Origin of the sequence: Roseovarius salinarum, from assembly GCF_002834145.1 — a bacterium.
GTDB lineage: Bacteria > Pseudomonadota > Alphaproteobacteria > Rhodobacterales > Rhodobacteraceae > Roseovarius > Roseovarius salinarum.
This window is the reverse complement of sequence record NZ_PHNT01000005.1, coordinates 128864-143299: the sequence shown is the minus strand read 5'-3', so window position 1 is coordinate 143299 and position 14436 is coordinate 128864. Positions and strand designations below refer to the sequence as shown.

The 14436-nt window shown below is 67.0% G+C and carries 15 protein-coding genes; 6 read left to right on the top strand and 9 right to left on the bottom strand.

The window, feature by feature from the left end; genetic code table 11:
* Nucleotides 1–166: 166 nt before the first annotated feature.
* From cpaB to CEF10_RS07110, 3 genes are all read right to left on the bottom strand, one after another.
* The gene (gene cpaB, locus CEF10_RS07120) at nucleotides 167–1018 is read right to left on the bottom strand and encodes a Flp pilus assembly protein CpaB (RefSeq protein WP_101067436.1); all 852 of its coding nucleotides are present in this window, start codon (nucleotides 1016–1018) and stop codon (nucleotides 167–169) included.
* Nucleotides 1019–1179: 161 nt separating this feature from the next.
* Nucleotides 1180–1422: a hypothetical protein gene (locus CEF10_RS07115; protein ID WP_157932972.1), complete on the bottom strand. Its 243-nt coding sequence runs from the start codon at nucleotides 1420–1422 to the stop codon at nucleotides 1180–1182.
* Nucleotides 1423–1547: 125 nt separating this feature from the next.
* Nucleotides 1548–1751, bottom strand: a complete 204-nt coding sequence (locus tag CEF10_RS07110) for a Flp family type IVb pilin (RefSeq protein WP_101067434.1) — start codon at nucleotides 1749–1751, stop codon at nucleotides 1548–1550.
* Nucleotides 1752–2113: 362 nt separating this feature from the next.
* Here CEF10_RS07110 and CEF10_RS07105 point away from each other — a divergent pair, with 362 nt between their 5' ends.
* The gene (locus CEF10_RS07105; protein ID WP_101067433.1) at nucleotides 2114–2926 is read left to right on the top strand and encodes a lytic transglycosylase domain-containing protein; all 813 of its coding nucleotides are present in this window, start codon (nucleotides 2114–2116) and stop codon (nucleotides 2924–2926) included.
* An 18-nt stretch (nucleotides 2927–2944) separates the two neighbouring features.
* Here the strand turns inward: CEF10_RS07105 and CEF10_RS07100 are convergent, their stop codons facing one another.
* From CEF10_RS07100 to tldD, 6 genes are all read right to left on the bottom strand, one after another.
* Nucleotides 2945–3571 carry a 3-oxoacid CoA-transferase subunit B gene (locus CEF10_RS07100; RefSeq protein WP_101067432.1) on the bottom strand — a complete coding sequence of 209 codons (627 nt, stop codon included), beginning with the start codon at nucleotides 3569–3571 and terminating at the stop codon, nucleotides 2945–2947.
* A gap of 44 nt (nucleotides 3572–3615) precedes the next feature.
* A complete protein-coding gene (locus tag CEF10_RS07095; protein WP_101067431.1) occupies nucleotides 3616–4521 on the bottom strand; it encodes a sulfotransferase in 906 nt (301 codons plus the stop codon).
* Nucleotides 4522–4528: 7 nt separating this feature from the next.
* The gene (locus tag CEF10_RS07090) at nucleotides 4529–5224 is read right to left on the bottom strand and encodes a CoA transferase subunit A (protein WP_101067430.1); all 696 of its coding nucleotides are present in this window, start codon (nucleotides 5222–5224) and stop codon (nucleotides 4529–4531) included.
* A 123-nt stretch (nucleotides 5225–5347) separates the two neighbouring features.
* Nucleotides 5348–7888 (bottom strand): type I DNA topoisomerase, encoded by a 2541-nt coding sequence (gene topA, locus CEF10_RS07085; RefSeq protein WP_101067429.1) that lies wholly within the window; start codon nucleotides 7886–7888, stop codon nucleotides 5348–5350.
* 124 nt (nucleotides 7889–8012) lie between these two features.
* Nucleotides 8013–9203 (bottom strand): DNA-processing protein DprA, encoded by a 1191-nt coding sequence (gene dprA / locus CEF10_RS07080; protein WP_101067428.1) that lies wholly within the window; start codon nucleotides 9201–9203, stop codon nucleotides 8013–8015.
* A gap of 121 nt (nucleotides 9204–9324) precedes the next feature.
* Nucleotides 9325–10746 carry a metalloprotease TldD gene (tldD, locus tag CEF10_RS07075; RefSeq protein ID WP_101067427.1) on the bottom strand — a complete coding sequence of 474 codons (1422 nt, stop codon included), beginning with the start codon at nucleotides 10744–10746 and terminating at the stop codon, nucleotides 9325–9327.
* Nucleotides 10747–10942: 196 nt separating this feature from the next.
* On the opposite strand from tldD, the gene coxB reads away from it, so the two are divergent.
* From coxB to CEF10_RS07055, 5 genes are all read left to right on the top strand, one after another.
* On the top strand, nucleotides 10943–11785 hold the full coding sequence (gene coxB, locus CEF10_RS07070; protein WP_101067426.1) for a cytochrome c oxidase subunit II: 843 nt from the start codon (nucleotides 10943–10945) through the stop codon (nucleotides 11783–11785).
* A gap of 79 nt (nucleotides 11786–11864) precedes the next feature.
* Nucleotides 11865–12818 carry a heme o synthase gene (cyoE, locus tag CEF10_RS07065; protein WP_101067425.1) on the top strand — a complete coding sequence of 318 codons (954 nt, stop codon included), beginning with the start codon at nucleotides 11865–11867 and terminating at the stop codon, nucleotides 12816–12818.
* A gap of 1 nt (nucleotide 12819) precedes the next feature.
* Nucleotides 12820–12984 (top strand): hypothetical protein, encoded by a 165-nt coding sequence (locus tag CEF10_RS17070; RefSeq protein ID WP_198586160.1) that lies wholly within the window; start codon nucleotides 12820–12822, stop codon nucleotides 12982–12984.
* Nucleotides 12984–13565 carry a cytochrome c oxidase assembly protein gene (locus CEF10_RS07060; protein ID WP_101067424.1) on the top strand — a complete coding sequence of 194 codons (582 nt, stop codon included), beginning with the start codon at nucleotides 12984–12986 and terminating at the stop codon, nucleotides 13563–13565. Before CEF10_RS17070 ends, CEF10_RS07060 begins: the two co-directional genes overlap by 1 nt.
* A 40-nt stretch (nucleotides 13566–13605) precedes the next feature.
* Complete coding sequence (locus CEF10_RS07055; RefSeq protein WP_101067423.1) at nucleotides 13606–14409, top strand: cytochrome c oxidase subunit 3; 804 nt, start codon at nucleotides 13606–13608, stop codon at nucleotides 14407–14409.
* The last annotated feature ends 27 nt before the right edge of the window (nucleotides 14410–14436 follow it).

Sequence of the window (14436 nt, the reverse complement as noted above, 5' to 3'; positions counted from 1 at the left end):
CCTCTCGATCACGCCTCGTTGTCCGGGTCTTGCCGCCCGGTATTTTCATCATCATGCGGCAATTTCGGATTTTTTTCAAGAATCAATGGCTTTTGGGCCATTCTTTTGTCGCCGGCCGGAAACATGGCGCCGCCCGGCGGTCATTCGGCCGGGCGGCGATGCGGTGTCAGTTGGTGCAGGGAATCGGCATCTCGATCACTTCCGAGCCGCGGCGGGTGCGGATCGTGCACTCTTCCTTTTCGGGGGCGGGTTCGGGCGCGTCGCGCGCGATGCCGAGAAGCTTGCGCTGGTCCACCTGGATCGCCTCGGCGACGGTGTCGTCATTGGCCCCGACGAGTGACAGCGACAGCCGGCCGGTGGACTGGGCCTGCGCCAGCGCGGCCACCTGCTGGGGCGTGGCGGCCACCGTGACCGTGCGGGCGATGATCGCGCCGGTGGTGTCGTCGTCGGCGACCTGATCCACCGCGATCAGCTTCACGCCGGTCTCGATCAGTTTCGTGACGTCCTCGTCGGCGGCCTCGGCGAGCCCGCGGAGCTCACCCGTCCAGTAGATGTCCACGCGGTCACCGGGCCGCAGGAAGCCCGAAACGCCGCTGGAGACGTCGACCTTGATCGCGAAGGCGCGCATGCCCTTGTCGAGCCGCGAGGTGAGCCCCGCCTCCTGGCCGGGCTCGGTGATCTTGACGCGGCTGAGCGCCTCGTTCTTCTCGATCGTGCGCAGGACGACCCGGCGTTCGTTCCCGCTCTCGGGGAACAGGGTGTCCTTCTTCCGGAACACGCCCTCGGGCAGCGCCTGTTTGGGAAACAGGACCTGGCGAACGTCCTCCGGGGTGAGAGGCTGGCCATACTTGAGCGTGCGGTTCGCCACGAAGACCTGCACCGTCTCGACCTGTTTGTTCTGGGCGCGTTCGCGCGCCAGCTGTGTCTGGTAGCTGTCAATGTAGTTCTTCGCCATGTAGACGGCGAAACCCGCCAGCCCGAGGCCGACGACAAGAACCAGTCCGAAAACCATGCGCATTGTCGCGCTCCTTTCCGTTCCCCTGCGGTGTGGCCCCTGAGGGCGCCACGGCTCGGGCAACCTGCCACGCGATTGTGGCGAAACATGGGTGCCCGTGTGATCGGATTACGCATATCCCGCCGCTTGGGCGGCGCCCGGTCCGGCCCCGGGGCAGGGCCGTGCTATTGTTGCGGCGCGTTGGCCACTTCCGCCTTGATCGTCCCCGCCGCGTTTTCCGCGGACGTGGACACGAGATGCACGCTGGTCGCGGCGAGCGCGATGGCCGAGGCGCTGAGAACGATCCAGTCGACGGAAACCGTTCCGTCATCGTTCCGAATGCGCGTGGCGAGGCGGGCTGTCAGAAACCGGTTCATGGCGATGCTGTCCTTGTCTGGCGTGCGGCTGTGCAACGGGCCGAACAGCACCTTCTGTGCACCGGAAACCGCCACCGCCTGTTCAAGGCGCCGTCGCTTCGGCGGTCCTGGCAAGGCAAATGGCCGCAGATCCGGTGATCTGCGGCCAGATGCGATTTCGTCAGGCGGAGGGGCTATCAGTAGCCGCCGTCCTCGGTCGAGCTGCCGACGCCCGAGCCGCTCACGTTGCTCGAGATGGTGCTGCCCAGACCGGCAACGCCCGACTGCACGCTGGCCACGCCGGCGACGCCCAGGCCCACAACGGCTGCGGTCAGCACGACCCAGTCAACCGTGACAGCGCCGTCTTCGTCCTTGCGGAATTTGTTGATAAACTTCATCATGGTTTGGTCCCTCCAAAGGATCAGTCACTCAGGTTTGCATCCGCTCCGCCGGGGGTGGTGGCCGCCTCTCTCGTTTCGGCCGTCCAGCGTTGCGATGGGTATGATATAGCCAGCGAAATCGGGCAGGAATCGGGCACGTTTGGTGCGATTTCCGTTCGTTTCGATTTTTTCAGATCAGGCTATGATAACCAATTGGAAATAAATGATTAAATCTGCTTTGCGGCGCTCCGAGAATTGCCCGCAAGCCAGTTTTGCGTCAGATTCAGCGGGTGATTTCGCACATTACTGGCAATTGTCGCTGTTCGTTTGACCCGGTATTTGCGATACTGCCGGAAACCACCCGAGGCAGAGCAGGCACCGGGATGAAGCATTCGATATGGCCGGTCACCGGGTTGGCGGTTTTATTCGCGTTTTCTGCGCGGGCGGAGGATCCGCCGCCCTTCCCCGATTTCACCTTCAAGATGGGCAAGCCGCCGGCGGCGGACGCGAAAAAGCGGATCGACGTCCAGATCGAGCCGGCGGGCCCACAGGACGGACCGGCGGAGCAGCCCGGGCCGGCTGCGGCCTTGTCCGATCCCGCGCCATCGCGGCACGCATGGTTCTGGGCCGATGTGCCCGACGGCATGGAGACGGGCGCTGCACGTCGCCTCAAGGCGGCGCTCTCGCGTCTCTCGGCCGCTGCGCCGGGCAAGATCGCGCAGCCCCGCCTCGAGTCGTTGCGCGGGATCGCGCGCGAACAGGGGGCGCATGTGCTGCGCGCGACGATCGGCACGCGCGTTTCGCCCGCGCTCGCGCTCGCGGTGATCGCGGTGGAATCCGGCGGTGACCCCGCCGCGCGGAGCGAGAAGGGGGCGTTGGGCCTGATGCAGCTGATGCCGGATACCGCGGACCGCTTCGGTGTGACGGATCGGCGCGCGCCGGCCGACAGCATCGCGGGCGGCGTGGCTTACCTGGACTGGCTGATCGACGAATTTGACGGCGACGCGATACTGGCGCTGGCAGGCTACAACGCGGGAGAATCGGCGGTGCGCGCGCACGGCGGGGTGCCACCCTTCGCCGAAACGCGCGACTACGTTCCCAAGGTGCTGGCCGCCTATCGCGTCGCCGCCGCCCTGTGCCAGACACCGCCGGAATTGATCACCGACGGCTGTGCGCTCGCGGTGGCGCTCAAGTAGGCCACCGCGCGACCCGGGTCACACGATCGCCGCCTCGGTCTTCTCGATGATCTCGTCTCGGCTGACGCCGGGCGCGCATTCCTGGATGTGCAGCCCCTTGTGCGTGACATCGAGCACGCCGAGGTTGGTGATGATCCGGTCGACCACGCCCGTGCCGGTCAGCGGCAGCGTGCATTTCTTCAGCAGCTTCGATTCGCCGGCCTTGTTGGTGTGATCCATCACCACCACCACGCGGCCCACGCCGGCCACGAGGTCCATCGCGCCGCCCATGCCCTTCACCAGCTTGCCCGGGATCATCCAGTTCGCGAGGTCGCCGTTCTCGGCCACCTCCATCGCGCCGAGAATCGCCATGGCGATCTTGCCGCCGCGGATCATGCCGAAGCTGGTGGCGGAGTCGAAATACGAGGTATAGGGCAGCTCGGTGATTGTCTGTTTGCCGGCATTGATGAGGTCGGGGTCGGCTTCATCCTCGGTCGGGAAGGGGCCCATGCCCAGCATCCCGTTCTCGGATTGCAGCGTCACCTCGACGCCCTCGGGGATGAAATTGGGCACCAGCGTCGGGATGCCGATGCCGAGGTTGACATAGGTGCCGTCCTCGAGCTCCTGCGCCGCGCGTGCGGCCATTTCGTTGCGGTCCCAGGGCATGGGTTCACTCCTCCGTGTGACGTTTCGGGGCGTTTCGGGGCATTCTACGGCCCCGCGGTGGCGGTGCGCCAGCCCGACGTCTCGATGAGCGGGCTGCGAACGCATTCGGCAATCTCGTCGGCCAGGGCATCGCGCAGCCGCGCGACTTCGGCCGGCCGGATCGGGCGGGGCAGGGCACGGGCGCTGTGCGTGGCCTCGTGGGCGCGATGGCGCAGGGCCTTGGGTATCAACCGTCGCGCGACAGCCCTTAGCGCGGGGCTGGACCAGATCGCCTGCACCAGCCGGTTGCGCGGCAACACGGACTGGTTCTGCCGTTCGGGCGCCTGCAGCGGTCGTTCCGGCAGGTCAAGGAAACGGGCCACACGTGCCAATACGGCGTCGGGGTCAGAAAGCTCGTCATGATCGACGATCATGAGGGAATCGCCGAACCGGTCCGCGTAGCGGTGCAGGTCAGCGGCGACACGGCTGCGCCGGACATGCCAGAAAAGCGGCTGCCAGCCCGCGGCGATCCGGCCCGCCTCGGCGTCCAGCGCGGCCTCCAGCGATTCGTCGGCACCGTCGCGCAGCGTGTGACGGTATTGCGAGATCGCCCGGTCGACGGGATCCCGCGTGATGCACAGGAGGCGGACAGGGTGACGTTCGGCCAGCGCCGCGATGCGGTCGGGCGAGGCCGGGCACCACAAGTAGTCGGTCGAGGCATCCACCGCCCAGACCGCTTCGGGCTTGTTGTCGAAATTGGCCAGCCATCCCGCCTCGTCGGTGATCATCGTGGCGCGGAAGCGCTCGGCCCCCGGGCCGTGCCAGTCGCGTTCGGCCAGGTCCGACAGGAAGCGCGGCTCCTTCACCCGCCCTAGCACGACATCCTCGCGCGCACCCAGCCACGCGGACAGCGCGGAGGTGCCCGCCTTGGCGGTGCCGATGACGATCAGGAAGCCGCGCGCGTCGGTCATCCGGGCCTCAGCTTTCGCGCGTCGTCAGCTTCTCGATGCGCTTTTCGTGCTCGCCCTGGATCAGCCGGTGCACGTAGATGCCCGGCAGGTGGATGCAGTCGGGGTCAAGTTCACCGGGCTCGACGATCTCCTCGACCTCCATCACGCAGGTGCGCCCGCACATCGCCGCCGGCGGGTTGAAGTTGCGCGCGGTCTTGCGGAAGATCGCGTTGCCGGTGGTGTCGGCCTTCCACGCCTTGACGATGGACAGGTCGGCGAAGATGCCGCGTTCGAGGATGTAGGGTTCGCCGTCGAACTCCTTGACCTCCTTGCCCTCGCCGATCTGTGTGCCGTAGCCCGTCTTGGTGTAGAACCCGGGGATGCCGGCGCCTCCGGCGCGCATCCGTTCGGCCAACGTGCCCTGCGGGTTGAATTCCAGTTCGAGCTCACCGCTGAGGTATTGCTGCATGAAGGTGTCGTTCTCGCCCACGTAGGACGACATCATCTTCTTCACCTGCCGCGTCTGCAGAAGGATGCCGATGCCGAAGTCGTCCACGCCGGCGTTGTTCGATGCAAAGGTCAGATCCTTGACGCCGGCATCGCGGATGGCCGCCAGCAGCAGTTCGGGTATGCCGCAGAGCCCGAAGCCGCCCGCGGCGATCAGCATGTTGTCGTGCAACAGCCCATCAAGCGCCTCGGCGGCCGAACCATAGACCTTTTTCATGGAAAACTCCCCCTCGCGTTCATGGTTGGCGCAAGTTGTGGCCCGCGGCCTGCCCGGAGTCAAACGGAATGCTGCGGCGCGGCAGGGGAGCGCTGCCCGCGACGCCCCTGGCCCCGGGTGTCATCAGCCCTTGGCCGCCTTCTTGCCGCGCGACGGGGTCTTGCGGCCCTTGCCCTTCTTCGCCGCCTTCTGCGCGATCAGTTCCATGGCCATGTCCATGGTGACATCCGCGGGGTCCGTGCCCTTGGGAAGGGTGGCATTGATCTTGTCCCATTTGACGTAGGGGCCGTACTTGCCGTCCATCACGTTGACCGGGCCGCCCGATTCGGGATGTTCGCCCAGTTCCCTGAGCGGCTTGGCGGCGGCGCCGCGCCCGCCCCGCCCCGGGTTGGCGCGCTTCTCGGCCAGAAGCTCGACCGCCCGGTTCATGCCGATCTCGAACACGTCCGACGGATCCTTGAGGTTGGCATAGACCGGTTTCGCCTCCTCCGGGGCCTGGTGCATCACGTATGGCCCGTAGCGGCCGAAGTTGGCTTTCACCGTTCCACCTTCCGGGTGTTCGCCGATCTCGCGCGGCAGAGACAGCAGCCTGAGCGCCTTTTCCAGGTCCATCTCGGCCGGCGCCCACCCCTTCGGCAACGACGCGCGCGGCGGCTTGGGCACTTCGTCGGTCGCCTCGCCGCGCTGGACGTAGGGCCCGTAGCGCCCCGAGCGCAGCAGGATCTGCTCACCCTGGTCCTCGCCGAGGACACGGTCCCCGGCATCGTTCTCCCCACCACCCATCGGGCGCGTGTAACGGCACTCGGGGTAGCGCGAGCACCCGACGAAGCCGCCGGTGCGCGAGGTTTTCAGGTGCAGCCGCCCCTCGCCGCAGCGGGGGCAGATCCGCGGGTCGGTGCCGTCCTCGCGCGGGGGATAGAGGGTGGGTGCCAGCGCTTCGTCGAGGACATCGAGCACCTGCGAGATCCGCAGCTCCGAGGTTTCCTCGATCGCGGCGGAGAAATCGCGCCAGAACTGCGCGAGAACCTTCTGGTAGTCCAGCTCGCCCGCGCTGATCCGGTCAAGCTCCTCTTCCAGCTCGGCGGTGAACTCGTAGCCGACGTAGCGGCGAAAGAAATTGAGCAGGAACACGGTGACGATCCGGCCCTTGTCCTCGGGGATCAGCCGGTTCTTTTCCTTGCGGACGTATTCGCGCTCCTGGATCGTGGTGACGATGCTGGCGTAGGTCGAGGGCCGGCCGATGCCCAGCTCCTCCATCTTCTTGACCAGCGTCGCCTCTGTGTAGCGCGGTGGCGGCTGGGTGAAGTGCTGCTCGGGCGTGACGTCGCTCTTCTCGGTCGCCTCGCCCTCGGCCATCTGGGGCAGGCGCTTGTCGTCGTCGTCGCCGGCGGGCTCGTCGCGGCCCTCTTCGTAAACCCGCAGGAAACCGTCGAACAGCACCACCTGCCCTGTGGCGCGCAGGGCGACCTGCCCGTCCGCGCTGCCGATGTCGACGGTGGTGCGCTCGAGCCGCGCGGCTTCCATCTGGCAGGCCAGCGTGCGTTTCCAGATCAGGTCGTAGAGCTTGCGCTGGTCGGGCTCCACCCCTTTGAGCGCGCCGGCGTCGCGCGTCATGTCGGTCGGGCGGATGCACTCGTGCGCTTCCTGTGCGTTCTTGGCCTTGTTCTTGTACATGCGCGGCGACTTGGGCACGTAGTCCGGGCCGTAGCGGTCACGGATCGCGTCGCGAGCGGCGTGCACCGCCTCCGGTGCCATGTCGATGCCGTCGGTGCGCATGTAGGTGATGTAGCCGGCCTCGTAGAGGCGCTGGGCGGTCGACATGCACTGGCGCGCGCCCATGCCGAACTTGCGGCTGGCCTCCTGCTGGAGCGTCGAGGTCATGAAGGGCGCGGCCGGGTTGCGGTTGGCGGGCTTCGCTTCGACCGACGTGACCGACAGGTCGCGGCTGCGGATCGCCTGCACGGCCATCTCGGCCTGCGTTTCGTTTTCCAGATCGTACTTGTCGAGCTTCTTGCCGGCCAGAGCGGTCAGGCGCGCCTCGAACGCCTGCCCGCGCGGTGTCGTCAGCTGTGCCTTGACCGACCAGTACTCGCGCGGCTGGAACGCCTCGATCTCCATTTCCCTTTCGACGATCAGGCGCAGGCAGACCGATTGAACCCGGCCCGCCGATTTCGCGCCGGGCAGCTTGCGCCACAGGACGGGGCTGAGGTTGAACCCCACGAGGTAATCGAGCGCCCGGCGCGCGAGGTAGGCCTCGACCAGGTCGGAATCGATGTCGCGGGGGTTCTTCATCGCCTCGGTCACGGCCGATTCCGTGATCGCGTTGAAGACGACCCGGCTGACTTCGGTGTCCTTGCGGATCGCGCGGCGCTTGCGCAGGGCTTCCTCGAGGTGCCAGCTGATCGCCTCGCCCTCGCGGTCGGGGTCGGTGGCGAGGATGAGCTGGGGGTCGTCCCTGAGCGCGTCGGCGATCGCCTTGACGTGTTTGCGGCTGTCCGCGTCGACCTCCCACGTCATGTCGAAGCCGTTGTCGGGATCGACCGAGCCGTCCTTCGCCGGCAGGTCGCGCACGTGACCGTAGGACGCCAGAACCGTGTAATCGTTGCCGAGATACTTGTTGATGGTCTTGGCCTTGGCCGGGGATTCGACAACGACGACTGGCATGGACACTCCTTGCGACTCGGCCCGCGGGCCGTGGCGGCGCAACATGTGGGCCTGCGTGGCGGATTGTCAATGCACGTCGCATGGGGTGTCGCCGCCAGTGCGGCCACAAGTGCCCGGGGCTCGGTCAGCCGGTGCGCGACAGGAGGCCGCCGGGCCGGCGTTCGATCCGGCCGTCGAGTTCAAGGTCCACGAGCACCGGGGAAACGCTTTGCGCCGGTCGTCCCAGGTCACGGATCAGCTGGTCCTCGGCCAGCGGGCTGGGGCCGAGCCGGTCGAGGATCTCGGTGTGCAGCGCCGCCGTTTCGCGCAGGCCGCGGTTGCCCTTCGGCGAGGCCGGCGCGGAGGTCACCGCGGGCGCGGCGGCGGGGGCCTGCGCCGGTTCGGGCAGGGCGAGTTCCGGTGCCGTCTCCGACGGCTCGGCGACCGGGGGCAGGGCTGCGGCCACATCCTCGGCATTGCGCACGAGGGTGGCACCGTCACGGATGAGCATGTTGCAGCCCGCCGCGCGGGCGTCGAAGGGGTGGCCGGGTACGGCGAAGACCTCGCGCCCCTGGTCGAGGGCTGTGCGCGCGGTGATGAGGCTGCCGGACTTCGCGGCGGCCTCGACCACGACCACGGCTCGTGACAGCCCGCTGATCAGCCGGTTGCGCGCGGGGAAATGGCGTGCCCGCGGTGCCATGCCCACCGGCTGCTCGGACAATGCCAGCCCCGACGCGAAGATCGACTCCGCGAGCCGCGTGTTCTCGGCCGGGTAGATGACGTCGATGCCTCCGGCCATGACCGCCAGGGGCCCGGTGTCCAGGGTCGCGGCATGCGCGGCCGCGTCGACGCCGCGTGCCAGGCCGGAGACGACAGCAAGACCGCGTGCACCCAGATCGGCGGCCAGGGCCCGCGCCATCCGCGTGCCCAGCGAGGAGGCGTTGCGTGCGCCGACGAGCGCCACCGCCGGGCGGCGCAGCAGGGAAAGGTCGCCGCGCGCCCAGAGCAACGGCGGCGGGTCGGGGATGTCCAGAAGCTGCGGGGGAAACCCCGTTTCGCCGACGCACAGCAGCTGCGCGCCGGCAGCGCGCCCCTTGTCGAGTTCGGCGCGCGCGGATGCCTCTGGGCAGGGGGTGTAATTCTCAACGCCCGCGGCGCGGGCGACGCCGGGCAGCGCCGCCAGGGCGGCCTGCGCGCTGCCGTGTTCGGCCATCAGACGGTAGAATGTGGAGTTTCCGACGCGGTAGGATCGCAGCAGCCGAAGCCACGACACCCGGTCATCTTCCGTGGTGGGTGGGAGTGGGGGGTGAGTGGAAGGATGGGTATCCCCGGGCATCGTGACTCCGCTGCTTGCGGAATCATTGGTACGCGCGGCTGGTTAATCGCGGGTAAACCGAGCCAGACCACGCGCGAAATTCGTCACGATGCCCCGGGAACGGACGGCATTTCCCGCCGCGTCAGGCCGCCGCGCCACCCACCGTGAGCCCGCCGATCATGACGGTGGGCTGGCCCACGCCCACCGGCACCCACTGGCCCGCCTTGCCGCAGTTGCCCATGCCGGGATCCAGCGCCATGTCGTTGCCCAGCGCGCGGATCTTCTGCAGGGCGGTCGCACCGTCGCCGATCAGCGTGGCGCCCTTGACCGGCGCGCCGACCTTGCCGTTCCGGACCCGGTAAGCCTCGGTGCAGGAGAAGACGAACTTGCCGTTGGTGATGTCCACCTGGCCGCCGCCGAAGCCCACGGCGTAGATCCCGTCATCCAGATCGGCCAGTATGTCCGCCGGGTCGCTGTCGCCGCCCAGCATGAGCGTGTTGGTCATCCGCGGCATCGGCACGTGGGCGTAGTTTTCGCGCCGTCCGTTGCCGGTGGCCTCGACCCCCATCAGGCGGGCGTTCTGCCGGTCCTGCATGAAACCTGTCAGGACGCCGTCCTCGATCAGCGTGTTGCGGCGGCTCGGCGTGCCCTCGTCGTCGATGGTGATGGAGCCGCGCCTGTCGGGCATCGTGCCGTCATCGACAACCGTCACGCCCGGCGCGGCGATCCGCTGTCCCATCAGCCCGGCGAAGGCCGAGGTGCCCTTGCGGTTGAAATCGCCCTCGAGCCCGTGGCCCACGGCCTCGTGCAGCAGGATACCGGGCCACCCCGGGCCAAGGACGACGTCCATCACCCCGGCCGGCGCGGGCTCTGCGCGCAGGTTGACCTGCGCGATGCGCAGCGCCTCGCGCGTCCTGGCCTGCCAGTCGGCCGGATCCAGCAGCCCGTCGAGACCGAGGCGCCCGCCCCCGCCCGCGGTTCCGGATTCGCGCCGGCCGTCCTGTTCCACGGTGACCGAGACGTTCAGACGGGTCATCGGGCGCACGTCCCGCAGGTGGGTGCCGTCGGCGCGCAGGATCTCGACCTCCTGGCAACTGGCGGCGATGGTCGCCGAAACCTGGACCACGCGCGCGTCGAGGTCGCGGGCGAAGGCGTCGATCTCGCGCAGGGTGTCGATCTTGACGGGGAACGTCGCCCCGGCGATCGGGTCGGCATCGGTGTAAAGGCGCCGGTTCGTCGGGGCAGGGGCATCTGCCATGTGGCCGCCACCCTCGCCCACGGCCAGGCGAGCGGTATCCACGGCGCGTGCCAGCGCGGGCTCGGAGATGTCGGAGGAATGCGCGTATCCCGCGACCTCGCCGCGCACGGCGCGCAGACCGAACCCTTCGGCGGCATCGTAGGAGGCCGTCTTGACGCGGCCATCCTCGAACACCAGCGCTTCCGCCCGCCGGCGCTCGAGGAAGAGTTCGCCATCGTCGGCACCGGCCGTGGCCTCGCGCAGCTTCGCCAGCGCGCCGTCACGGTCCAGCGCCGTCTCGAAGGGGCGGAAAACCTCGTCTGACATGTGGGTCCTTTCCTTCTTTGCGCGGCGGCCGAATTTGATCTAGATCAAAAAAAGCGTCCGTTTGCCGCAACCCTCTTTCTTGTCTGGATGACCAGAATATGGTTTCTAGCGGTTCAAAGACAACGGACCTACCGCCCCGCACGCGGGTTGGCGCCGCAACAAGACCAAGCAACGTTACAACCGATCAGGGTACACAATGCGACTACTTTCCAGCCTGCTGGCCGCCATGGCCGCCTTTTCCGCCCTTCCCGCGCAGGCGCAGGAGGGTCTTGAGAGCATCGGCAAGCCGGAGCAGGGCGGCATGGGCTTCCAGCCGGCGGCGACCGAACTGGCCCGTGACCTGCAGTGGCTCGACGGCATGATCCTGGTGATCATCACCGCCATCACTCTTTTCGTCCTGCTGCTGCTGGCCATCGTGATCCTGCGCTACAACCGCCGTGCCAATGCCACGCCGGCCCGGTTCACGCACAATTCGCCGCTCGAGATCGCGTGGACCGTGATACCGATCGTCATCCTGGTATTCATCGGGGCGTTCTCGCTGCCGGTGCTGTTCAAGCAGCAGGAAATCCCCGAGGGCGACATCAATATCAAGGTGACCGGCTATCAGTGGTACTGGGGTTACGAGTACACCGACCACGATTTCGACTTCCAGAGCTTCATGCTGTCGCGCGACGAACTGGAGGAATACGGTTACAGCCAGGACGAATACCTTCTGGCCACCAACACCGCTGTCGTGGTGCCGAAGGGCAAGACCGTCGTGATGACGGTGACAGGGGCCGACGTCATTCACAGCTGGACGATCCCGGCCTTCGGCGTGAAACAGGATGCGGTGCCGGGGCGACTGGCGGAACTTTGGTTCACGCCTGAAAAGGAGGGCGTCTACTTCGGCCAGTGCTCGGAACTGTGTGGCAAGGATCACGCCTACATGCCGATCACCGTGAAGGTCGTCAGCCAGGACGAATACGAAAAATGGCTTGACGGCGCGATCGAGGAGTACGCGGGCACGCCGCGTGACGTCGAGGTCGCCTCGGCCGAGTAAGACCGCGGTGCCGGGCCTTGGAACCCGGCCCGCGACAACGCCGTAAGGCGGGGGACACCCGCCGTGCTTGGGAAATGACATGAGCGACGCGAGCTTCGACAGCACCAGCGCAGCGGTGACGCCCGGCGACGCGGGCTTCAGCGACTATTTCGCGCTGCTCAAACCCCGCGTGATGTCGCTGGTGGTCTTCACGGCGTTCGTGGGGCTGCTGGCCGCGCCGGGCAGCGTTCACCCCGTCGTGGGGTTGGCGGCGATCCTTTTCATCGCGCTCGGCGCGGGGGCCTCGGGCGCGTTGAACATGTGGTGGGATGCGGACATCGATCGCGTGATGAAGCGCACGCGGGGCCGTCCCGTCCCGTCGGGCCGCGTCACCCCGGGCGAGGCGTTCGGCTTCGGCATGACGCTGTCGGTGATGGCGGTGGTGATGCTGGCGCTGGCCAGCAATTTCGTGGCCGCAGGGCTGCTGGCGTTCACCATATTCTTCTACGTCGTGATCTACTCGATGTTCCTGAAGCGCTCGACGCCGCAGAACATCGTGATCGGTGGCGCGGCAGGGGCATTCCCGCCGATGATCGGTTGGGCCGTCGCCACGGGCGGCGTGGCGCCGGAGTCGCTGCTCATGTTCGCTTTGATCTTCATGTGGACGCCGCCGCATTTCTGGGCGCTCGCGCTGTTCATGAAGGGCGATTACGAAAGCGCGGGCGTGCCCATGCTGACCGTGACCCACGGGCGGCGGGCGACGCGGGCCCATATTCTTGTCTATACCATTCTTCTCGCACCGGTTGCCGTCGGTGCCGCGTTCACGTCGCTTGGCGGCCCAGTCTACCTCGCCACGGCGATCGTGCTCAACGTGCTGTTCCTGCGGCAGGCCGTTGCCGTGTGGCGGCGCGACGAAGCAACCGCGGCGGCCGATGGCTACCGCGGTGAAAAGAAGATGTTCGGCCTTTCGCTGACCTATCTCTTCGCGCATTTCGGTGCGATCCTTGTGCAGCAGGCGCTCGCACCGCTCGGACTTGGCCTGGGGGGCTGGTAGAATGGGCCTCGGGCGGCAGCACGAGTTGCACAAGCGCCGGTTCGGCCGGAACCTGGGCCTCGGCCTGGTGCTGGCGGGGTTTGTCGCGCTTGTCTTCGGGTTGACGGTGGCGAAGGTTGGCGACGACGGCTTTTCGATGCAGACGCAAAGTGGAGCGGAGAACTGATGGCGATGGATGGCAACACCAGGACGGTGACGAAACTGGCCGGCGTCGTCCTGCTCATGGGCGGGCTGGCGTGGGCGTCGGTCCCCTTCTACGACTGGTTCTGCCGGGTCACAGGGTTCGGCGGCACCACCGGCACCGCCGGGGCCGGGGCCGAGACGGTTCTGGACGAGACCATCACGGTGCGGTTCGACGCGTCCAAGGCGCGTGACATGCCGTGGGAATTCAAGCCGGTCGAGCGCGAGATGGACATCAAGATCGGCGAGACGGGTCTGGCCTTCTACGAAGCCTACAACCCCACCGACCGGCCCGTGGCGGGACGGGCGAACTACAACGTCACGCCCTACCAGGCCGGCGGATTCTTCACGAAGATCGACTGCTTCTGCTTCACCGAGCAGGTGCTGCAGCCCGGCGAACGCGTGGAAATGCCGGTGACGTTCTACGTCGACCCGGACATCGTGGACGACCGCGAGGGCCAGTACATCCATCGCATCACGCTGTCCTACACGTTTCACGAGATCGACCTGCCCGAGGAACAGCAGGCCGCCCTGGACTCCGGCGAGCCGGAAACCGGCGTGAACTGACACCGAAAAAGATAACAAGCCTTCCAATGAGGGACGCAACATGGCGCACGAGAAAAACCACGACTACCACATCCTGAACCCTTCGCTCTGGCCCTTCCTGGGCGCTCTGGCGGCGTTCATCATGCTGTTCGGGGCCGTCCTGTTGATGCACAACGAAGGGCCGTGGATGTTCCTGATCGGCTTCGTCGGCGTGCTCTACGTCATGTTCGGCTGGTGGTCCGACACGGTGAGCGAGAACCAGGCCGGCGATCACACGCCGGTGGTGCGCATCGGCCTGCGCTACGGCTTCATCCTGTTCATCATGTCCGAGGTGATGTTCTTCGCCGCGTGGTTCTGGAGCTTCTTCAAGCACGCCATGTACCCGCTGGGCGGCGACGCGCCGGGCTATGCCGACGGTCAGTGGCCGCCGGCCGGGATCGAGACCTTCGACCCCTGGCACCTTCCGCTGATCAACACGCTGATCCTGCTGTGTTCGGGCGCGGCAGCCACCTGGGCGCACCACGCGCTGGTGCACGAGGACAACCGCGAAGACGTGAAATGGGGGCTGACGATCGCCGTTGTCCTGGGTGTGCTGTTCACCATCCTGCAGGCGTATGAATACAGCCACGCCGCCTTCGGCTTCGCCGGCAACATCTACGGTGCCAACTTCTTCATGGCCACGGGGTTCCACGGGGCGCACGTCATCATCGGGACGATCTTCCTTTTCGTCTGCCTGATCCGGGTCATGCGCGGGCATTTCACGCCCGCGAACCACATCGGATTCGAGGCGGCCGCGTGGTACTGGCATTTCGTCGACGTGGTCTGGCTGTTCCTGTTCGCCGCCGTCTACATCTGGGGCGGCTGACCGTGTGTGAAGCGCGCTCGTCGCCGG

Bases quoted from the DNA above. Each gene is read 5' to 3' on its own strand.
- cpaB (WP_101067436.1), bottom strand. From the start codon at position 1,018: ATGCGCATGGTTTTCGGACTGGTTCTTGTCGTCGGCCTCGGGCTGGCG.
- CEF10_RS07110 (WP_101067434.1), bottom strand. From the start codon at position 1,751: ATGATGAAGTTTATCAACAAATTCCGCAAGGACGAAGACGGCGCTGTC.
- CEF10_RS07105 (WP_101067433.1), top strand. From the start codon at position 2,114: ATGAAGCATTCGATATGGCCGGTCACCGGGTTGGCGGTTTTATTCGCG.
- CEF10_RS07100 (WP_101067432.1), bottom strand. From the start codon at position 3,571: ATGCCCTGGGACCGCAACGAAATGGCCGCACGCGCGGCGCAGGAGCTC.
- CEF10_RS07095 (WP_101067431.1), bottom strand. From the start codon at position 4,521: ATGACCGACGCGCGCGGCTTCCTGATCGTCATCGGCACCGCCAAGGCG.
- CEF10_RS07090 (WP_101067430.1), bottom strand. From the start codon at position 5,224: ATGAAAAAGGTCTATGGTTCGGCCGCCGAGGCGCTTGATGGGCTGTTG.
- topA (WP_101067429.1), bottom strand. From the start codon at position 7,888: ATGCCAGTCGTCGTTGTCGAATCCCCGGCCAAGGCCAAGACCATCAAC.
- dprA (WP_101067428.1), bottom strand. From the start codon at position 9,203: ATGCCCGGGGATACCCATCCTTCCACTCACCCCCCACTCCCACCCACC.
- tldD (WP_101067427.1), bottom strand. From the start codon at position 10,746: ATGTCAGACGAGGTTTTCCGCCCCTTCGAGACGGCGCTGGACCGTGAC.
- coxB (WP_101067426.1), top strand. From the start codon at position 10,943: ATGCGACTACTTTCCAGCCTGCTGGCCGCCATGGCCGCCTTTTCCGCC.
- cyoE (WP_101067425.1), top strand. From the start codon at position 11,865: ATGAGCGACGCGAGCTTCGACAGCACCAGCGCAGCGGTGACGCCCGGC.
- CEF10_RS17070 (WP_198586160.1), top strand. From the start codon at position 12,820: ATGGGCCTCGGGCGGCAGCACGAGTTGCACAAGCGCCGGTTCGGCCGG.
- CEF10_RS07060 (WP_101067424.1), top strand. From the start codon at position 12,984: ATGGCGATGGATGGCAACACCAGGACGGTGACGAAACTGGCCGGCGTC.
- CEF10_RS07055 (WP_101067423.1), top strand. From the start codon at position 13,606: ATGGCGCACGAGAAAAACCACGACTACCACATCCTGAACCCTTCGCTC.